Below are 7,228 nucleotides of genomic sequence, written 5' to 3'. Positions count from 1 at the left end.
CGGCCGACGCGGTGGTGCGGCACGTACGGCGGGTGAGGCGTGCGGGCGACGTCGTGGTCGTGTCCGTGCACTGGGGATCCAACTGGGGGTACCGCGTTCCCCGCGAGCAGACCCGTTTCGCGCACGCCCTGGTGGACGGCGGCGTCGATCTCGTCCACGGGCACTCCTCGCACCACCCCCGCCCCGTCGAGGTGCACCGGCAGAGGCTGGTCCTGTACGGCTGCGGCGACTTCATCGACGACTACGAGGGCATCGGCGGCTACGAGGAGTACCGCGACGACCTCCGGCTCGCCTACTTCGTCACGCTGGCGGCGGACACCGGCCGGTTCCTCGGCCTGCGCATGGTGCCCCTGCGTTCCCGGCGCATGCGGCTGGAGCCCGCCCCGCACCGGGACGCCTCCTGGGTGCGCGCGACCCTCGACCGCGTCAGCGTCGGCGTGCGTCCGGTCCTCGAGCCCGACGACACGCTCTCGCTGCGCCCGCCCGCCGCGGAGACCGGCCCGTGAACCGCCGGTGCCGGCCGACGCCGCTCCCCGGGACGGGCGCCGCCGTCCGCCGTCAGCGCACCGGTGGCAGCGGGGGAGCCGCGAGGGCGGCGAGCAGGCGGTCCGCCGGGAGCGCCGGCACGGTCCGGCCGCCGAAGCCGGTGGTCGTCGTCGCGGCGAGCAGGGAGTTGAGCACCGCTTCCTCGACCCCGTCGAGGACCGCTTCGAACAGCGGCCCCAGTGCGGCGTCCGCCACGGGGGCGCCGGCACCGGGTCGCGTACCGAACGCCACGGCGTAGTCGCCGCTGCCGTGGCTGTAGGCCGCACCCGTGCGGGCCAGGGCGAACACCGCGCGCCGCGCGACACGGGTGAGCTGCCGGGCGTCGAGCGGGGCGTCCGTGGCCACCACGATCATGCAGGAGCCGGTCTCCGCGGCCGGCTCGGGGCCGCCGGCGTCGAGGCCCAGGGACCGCGGGGTGACGGTGCGGCCGAGCACCCGCAGGGTGCCGCCGAAGTTCGCCTGCACCAGGACGCCCACCGTGAAGCTCCGGCCGCCCAGCTCCGGGGTGCGTGAGGCGGTCCCGATGCCGGCCTTGAAACCCAGGGCGACCATGCCTGTCCCCGCGCCGACGCAGCCCTCGGCCACCGGCCCGCCGGACGCCGCGTCGAGGGCGGCCCGGACGTGCTCCTCGTGGACGGGCCGGGCGCGGATGTCCGACAGGAAGCCGTCGTTGCACTCCCCCACGACGGGGTTGAGGCTCTGCACCTCCTCGCATCCGGGCCGTTCGAGCATCCAGCCGACGAGGGCGTCGGCGACGCGGAAGGCCGACAGGGTGGAGGTGAGCAGTACCGGGGTCTCCAGCGCGCCCAGTTCGGTGAGCTGGGTCGTGCCGATGAGCTTGCCGTAGCCGTTGCCGGTGAACACCCCCGCGGGCAGCGGTGCACGGGGGCCGACGGCATCGGGCACGACGGCGGTGACTCCGCTGTGCACGTCGGGCTGCCGGCGGACGGTGGTGTGCCCGACGCGGACGCCCGGTACATCGGTGATCGCGTCGAGGGGCCCGGTGGCGGTGTGCCCGACGACGATGCCGAGGTCACGGGCCCGGCGCCGCGGGCCGGGTGCGGAGTGCGGATGAGCCAGTGGTTCCATACGGCCGAACGGTACGCGTCCTGCCCTTCGGGGGGATCGCCTGCCAGAATCCTTCCGGGCGGCTCCGCCGTGACGTCCGCACACGCGCTCCTCGGGGGGGACGATCCGTCATGACGCGACCGGCACGACCGATCCCCGGGCGACGTCCGCGTCCCCCCGTCGACGGCCCGCCCCACCCGGACGAGAGGCTGCGGCCGTCATGACCGCCGAACGCGAGATCACCGCCCCGGTCGACCTGTGCCTGCCCGACGGCCGGCTCAACCCCGCCGCGGTCGGCTGGACCCGGCGCCCGCCGCACCGCTCGAACCTGCGCGGCTGGGGACGGGCCAAACGCTGGGAGTACTGGGGCGTCGTCACCCCCTCGCACATCGTCGGCCTGGTCGTCTCCTCGCTCGACTACGCCGGACTGCACGGCGTCTACGTCCTGGACCGGTCGACCGGCCGCGAACGGTCCGAGGACGTCGTGACGCCGCTGGCGCGCGGCGTCCGCGTGCCCGGGCACCGCGGCGCCGGGACGGCCTCGGCCCGGGGCGGCGGTGTGACGATCGAACTCGTCCGGCACCCGGCGGGCACCGCCATCAGCGCCGTCGCCCCCGGCATCGCCCTGCAGGCCGAGGTCCCGCTGCCGGACGGCCACGAGTCGCTCGGCGTCGTCGTGCCCTGGAGCGGGCGCCGCTTCCAGTACACCGTGAAGGACCTCGGCCGTCCCGTGCGCGGACTCCTCACGCTCGGTTCACGGCGGTTCCCGATCGGCGGGCCCGACTGCTTCGCCGTCCTCGACCACGGGCGCGGCAAGTGGCCGTACGCCGTCACCTGGAACTGGGCCGCGGGCTGCGGTCCCGGACGCGCCGTCCAGCTCGGCGGCACGTGGACCGACGGGACCGGTGTGACCGAGAACGCCCTGTTCGTCGACGGCCGCCTCCACAAGATCGGCGACGAGCTGACCTGGACCTACGACCGCGCGGACCGGCTGCGTCCCTGGCGCATCACCGGGCCCCGGGTGGAGGCCGGGTTCCACCCCTTCCACGAGAGGTCCGCCAGGACCGGACTGGGGGTGGTGGCCAACGAGACGCACCAGTGTTTCGGCCGCTTCACGGGGCGGGCGCGGGCCGACGACGGCACCTGGGTGGAGCTCGACGGGCTCACCGGATGGGCGGAGGAGGTGCGCAACCGGTGGTGAGGGACGCCCGCGCCGCCGCGGGACCGGCCCGGGCGCACGGGCCCGGACCGTGGAGGGCGCCGCCCGCGCCCCGGTGAGCGACGGTCAGACGGGGACCGCCCGTCCCGGGGGCACCGGGGCGCCGGCCGGTCCGAGGTCCCCCGCGGGCCTCGGCACGTCGTGCGGGCCGGCCGGCGGCAGGTCGTGGCGGAGGTGTTCGGCCGGCAGCCCGGCCCGGGTGAGAGCGGCCGTCACCGCCCGGACCATCTCCGGGGGCCCGGCCACCAGGGTGCGGCCGGCCGGCAGAGGGCCGCTTCCGGTCACCGCGTGGACCAACCGGTCGTATCCGCCCTCCCCCGGGGCCCCGCCCGTCACCGGCACCACGGTCAGCCACGAGCGGCGCTGTTCGAGTCCGGTCAGGTACTCGGCGTCGTACAGGCCGAGGAGCGCGTCGGCCCCCACGAAGAGGCGCACCCGGCGCACCCGGTGCCCGGGCACCTGCCGCACGCGGCCCTCCCACTCCTGCAGCAGCGCCTTCATCGCGGCCCAGCCGGTGTCCCAGGCCACCAGCTGCAGTCCGCCGAACGGTTCCTCGCCGAGCGCCAGGTTCCCCTTCGGCGGCCCGATCCGCACCTCGTCCCCGACGCCGGTGTGGCGCACCAGGGCCTCGCTCACTCCCCCGGGCCCGGTGCGGCGGACGTGGAACTCCAGCTCCCCGTCCCGGCCGGGCACGCCGGCCGGATAGTACGGGCGCCAGGTGTGCGGCAGCCGCGCGGACTCCAGCGCCACGTACTGACCGGCCCGGTAGCGGAACGTCTCGTGCGGCCGGACGCGGAGCACCGCGAGGTCCGGACCGCGGAGCCGGTGCTCCGTCACCGTGGCGCGCCAGAAAGGCGGTTCGCGCAGCGCGGCCTCCGCGCCCCGCACCATGGCCGCCACGCCGAACCGCAGCATCCGCACCCACGCCTGCTCGAGTTCCGCGGTCCAGTGCTCACCGGCCCGTACCCGCAGGGCCTCGCACAGTGCCGTCTCGAACGCCGCGTACTGCGCCGGGCGCAGACCGAGCCTGCGGTGGTCGCGGCCCAGTCGGGTGAAGGTCTCGGTGATCTCGTCGGGCCGGTCCAGGTGTTCGATCAGGAACCACAACGCCCTTGCGAGATGGGCCTGCTGGAACTCCATCGAGGCGGGGAAGAGCGACCGCAGCGAGGGGTGCCGCGCGAACAGGGCCCGGTACAGATGGGTGATCAGCTCGTCGAACGGGGCCACCAGGTCCAGGTCGCGCATGATGGTCCGCCGGTCGGCGTCCCCGTCGTACGGTTCCCCGGCCGGGGCGCCGACGGCACCTCCGGCGTCCGCGGTGTTCCCCGGGGAGAGCAGGTGCCGGCGCAGGCGCATCGCCTCGTGCCGGGCCAGGAGTGTGTGGTAGTTCCCGTCGTTCGCGCCCATGGTCAGCACCCCCTCGGCGTCTCGTGTCCCGCGCCGGTGAACCACCCGGCGCACAGGACCGGGCGGGCCGGCGCGCCGTCCGAGAACCGGCAGAACCATCGAGGCATCGGTGAACTCCCAAGAAGTGTGCAGGGGGTGGCAGACGGATCCGTGGTGAACGGAAGGCGCTCCACCCGGTGAAACCGCAGGTCAGTATGGCATCGGGGACATATGCCCCCATGGCCCCGGTGATCAGGGCCGTTGGGCCCTGGACGGGAGGAACGGGCCGGGGTACGGGGCGAGTTCGCCGGCGAGCGGTGCGGTCCGGCGCTCCGCGGCGCACGTGCGCGCACCGTTCTCCCCGGTCCTTTGCGGTCTCGCGCACGAGGACGCGGCGCCCCGGGCGGGCGGAGGATCACCCACCGGTCACGACGGGCCCCTGTCGTGGCCTCTTCGAGACACATCCGCAACGCCCCGTACCGCACGTTCCGGCCCGCTCCGGCGTCACAGTCGCAGGAGCCGATGTCGACGAACCGAGGGGGAACGGATGAGGAAGCGGCACGGGACACGACGGCCGGCCGGGGCACTGCTGGCGTTCACCGTGGCGAGCGGCCTGCTGCTCGCCGGGTGCAGCGGGACGAGCGACGACAGCCGGGCGAGCGACGGCGCGTACGGCCACAAGAGGGGCGGCCCGGTCCCGTTGCCCGCCCCCGACCGCGGCGAACGGTACGAGGGGGAAGGGGACTCCCGCGAGGCCGACCCCGAACGCGACCTCGTGTCCACCTTCGCCCTCGACGTCGACACCGCCTCCTACGGCTACGCCCGCCGCACGCTCGCCGAGGGCCGGCTGCCCGATCCGGCGACCGTCCGCCCCGAGGAGTTCGTCAACAGCTTCCGGCAGGAGTACGAACGTCCCGGCGGTGACGGGTTCACGGTCACCGTGGACGGCGCCCGCACCGACGAGGACGGCTGGAGCCTGGTCCGCGTGGGCCTGGCCACCCGGTCCGCGGCGCCGGGCGGCGAACGTCCGCCCGCGGCCCTCACGTTCGTCGTCGACACCTCGGGCTCGATGGCCGAACCGGGGCGCCTCGACCTCGCCCGGAAGTCCCTCGCCGTGATGACGGACCGGCTGCGCGACGACGACTCGGTCGCCCTCGTCACCTTCAGCGACGAGGCGGAGACCGTCCTGCCGATGACCCGTCTCGGCGGCAACCGCGACGAGGTCCACGAGGCCGTCGACAGCCTGGAGCCGGACCGCTCCACCAATCTCGGCGCCGGGGTGGAGACCGGGTACGAGACCGCCGTCGAGGGGCTGCGCGAGGGCGCCACCAACCGGGTCGTCCTCGTCTCCGACGCCCTCGCCAACACCGGCGAGACCGACGCCGACGCGATCCTCGAACGCATCTCCCGTTCCCGCCGCGAACACGGCATCACCCTCTTCGGCGTCGGCGTCGGCAGCGACTACGGCGACGCCCTCATGGAGCGCCTCGCCGACCGGGGCGACGGCCACACGGTGTACGTGTCCGGGGAAGAGGACGCCCGCGAGGTCTTCGGCGAACGGCTGCCCCGTGCCGTCGAACTGACCGCCCGTGACGCCAAGGCCCAGGTCGCCTTCGACCCGGCCACGGTCGCCGAGTTCCGCCTCGTCGGCTACGACAACCGCCGCGTCGCCGACGACGACTTCCGCGACGACCGCGTCGACGGCGGCGAGGTCGGCCCCGGCCACACCGTCACCGCCCTGTACGCGGTGCGCACCCTCCCCCGCTCCCGGCTCCGCCCGAGCGGGGGAACCTCCAGCGGCGCCGGCGGCCACCTGGTCACGGCCACCGTCCGCTGGCTCGACCCCGACACCCGTGCGCCCCACGAGGAGACCGGCGGGATGGAGACCGGCGACCTCGACGACTCCGTGTGGACGGCTGACCGCGGCCTGGCCCTCACCGCGACCGCCGCCTACTTCGCCGACGCCCTGCGCTCCTTGGGCCACCGCCACAGCGCCCTGCCCGGCGCCCCGGAGCTGGGTGAACTCTCCGAGCGTGCCGCCGAACTGGCGGAGCGGACCGAGGACGAGGACGTCCGCGATCTGGCCGAGGCGATCCGCACCGCGGACCGCCTGAGCTGACCCGCCCCATTGACTGATCCTTACGCACCGGTAAGTTGACTCCCGAGTAAGTAACTGGACGGGACCGCACCAGCACGACCGCATCAGCCGCGACCGGGAGCCGCCATGGGCGTACGCAGGGATCTGAAACGAGCGAAACGACGCACCGGCCTGGCGGGCCGCACCCGGGTCGAGACCGTCAGGGACGAGCACGGCGTCGTCCGCGAGGCGCGGACGGCGCCCCTCGCCCCGCGGCCCGCCGCCGGCAGCACGGCCGACATCCCCTTCACCAACGCCGCCGAGGCACCGGACGCGGTCGTCCTGCGCCGGGAGCGGCAGGGCGGTTGGCAGCCGGTCACGGCGGCGGCCTTCGCCCGGGAGGTCACCGCCGTGGCCAAGGGGCTGATCGCCGCCGGTCTCGCGCCGGGCGAGCGGGTGGCCGTGATGTCCCGCACCCGCTACGAATGGACCGTCCTGGACTTCGCGATCTGGTCCGCCGGCGGCCAGAGCGTCCCCGTGTACGCCACCTCCTCCGCGGACCAGGTGGAGTGGATCGTCCGCGACTCCGGCGCCCGCTACGTCGTCACCGAGACCCCGGACAACACCGCCACCGTCACCGCCGCCACCGCCGCCCATCCCGCTCCCCCGCGCCTGTGGGAACTGGACGCGGACGCCCTCGCCGACCTCACCGCGCTCGGCCGGGACGTCCCCGACGAGGAGGTCGCCCGGCGCCGCGCCGCCCTGACCCCCGACACGACCGCCACGCTCTGCTACACCTCCGGCACCACCGGACGTCCCAAGGGCTGCGTCCTGACCCACGCCAACCTGCACGCCGAGGCGGCCTGGCCGGTGACCTCCTTGAAGACGGGGTGCAGCAGTTCGACGGTGTTGGCCGCCTCGGCGTGCAGGTT

The 7,228-nt window shown here is 74.9% G+C and carries 6 protein-coding genes; 4 read left to right on the top strand and 2 right to left on the bottom strand.

Translation table 11 applies throughout. From position 1 onward, the window contains the following. Positions 1 to 506, top strand: a 506-nt coding sequence (locus tag B7L92_RS35510; protein WP_143626444.1) for a CapA family protein, incomplete at its 5' end; no start/stop codon positions are given. Positions 507 to 558: 52 nt separating this feature from the next. Here B7L92_RS35510 and B7L92_RS35505 read toward each other — a convergent pair. Beyond that, positions 559 to 1,635, bottom strand: coding sequence for a P1 family peptidase (locus B7L92_RS35505; RefSeq protein WP_081241316.1), 1,077 nt, complete (start codon positions 1,633 to 1,635; stop codon positions 559 to 561). A 199-nt stretch (positions 1,636 to 1,834) separates the two neighbouring features. Between B7L92_RS35505 and B7L92_RS35500 the strand changes: the two genes are divergently transcribed. Then, positions 1,835 to 2,815, top strand: coding sequence for a DUF2804 domain-containing protein (locus B7L92_RS35500; protein WP_081241315.1), 981 nt, complete (start codon positions 1,835 to 1,837; stop codon positions 2,813 to 2,815). A gap of 84 nt (positions 2,816 to 2,899) precedes the next feature. Here the strand turns inward: B7L92_RS35500 and B7L92_RS35495 are convergent, their stop codons facing one another. After that, positions 2,900 to 4,240: a globin domain-containing protein gene (locus B7L92_RS35495; RefSeq protein ID WP_081241317.1), complete on the bottom strand. Its 1,341-nt coding sequence runs from the start codon at positions 4,238 to 4,240 to the stop codon at positions 2,900 to 2,902. Positions 4,241 to 4,766: 526 nt separating this feature from the next. On the opposite strand from B7L92_RS35495, the gene B7L92_RS35490 reads away from it, so the two are divergent. Both B7L92_RS35490 and B7L92_RS35485 read left to right on the top strand, forming a co-directional pair. Continuing rightward, positions 4,767 to 6,338, top strand: a complete 1,572-nt coding sequence (locus tag B7L92_RS35490) for a vWA domain-containing protein (RefSeq protein WP_081241314.1) — start codon at positions 4,767 to 4,769, stop codon at positions 6,336 to 6,338. A gap of 105 nt (positions 6,339 to 6,443) precedes the next feature. Next, the coding region (locus B7L92_RS35485; protein WP_143626442.1) for an AMP-binding protein at positions 6,444 to 7,228 on the top strand (785 nt) is incomplete at its 3' end.

The sequence above is a fragment of the Streptomyces viridosporus genome (assembly GCF_002078235.1).
Classification (GTDB): domain Bacteria; phylum Actinomycetota; class Actinomycetes; order Streptomycetales; family Streptomycetaceae; genus Streptomyces; species Streptomyces viridosporus.
Note: the sequence above shows the minus strand (reverse complement) of the source record. Positions and strands in the feature narration are given on the sequence as shown.

Bases quoted from the DNA above. Each gene is read 5' to 3' on its own strand.
- B7L92_RS35505 (WP_081241316.1), bottom strand. From the start codon at position 1,635: ATGGAACCACTGGCTCATCCGCACTCCGCACCCGGCCCGCGGCGCCGG.
- B7L92_RS35500 (WP_081241315.1), top strand. From the start codon at position 1,835: ATGACCGCCGAACGCGAGATCACCGCCCCGGTCGACCTGTGCCTGCCC.
- B7L92_RS35495 (WP_081241317.1), bottom strand. From the start codon at position 4,240: ATGGGCGCGAACGACGGGAACTACCACACACTCCTGGCCCGGCACGAG.
- B7L92_RS35490 (WP_081241314.1), top strand. From the start codon at position 4,767: ATGAGGAAGCGGCACGGGACACGACGGCCGGCCGGGGCACTGCTGGCG.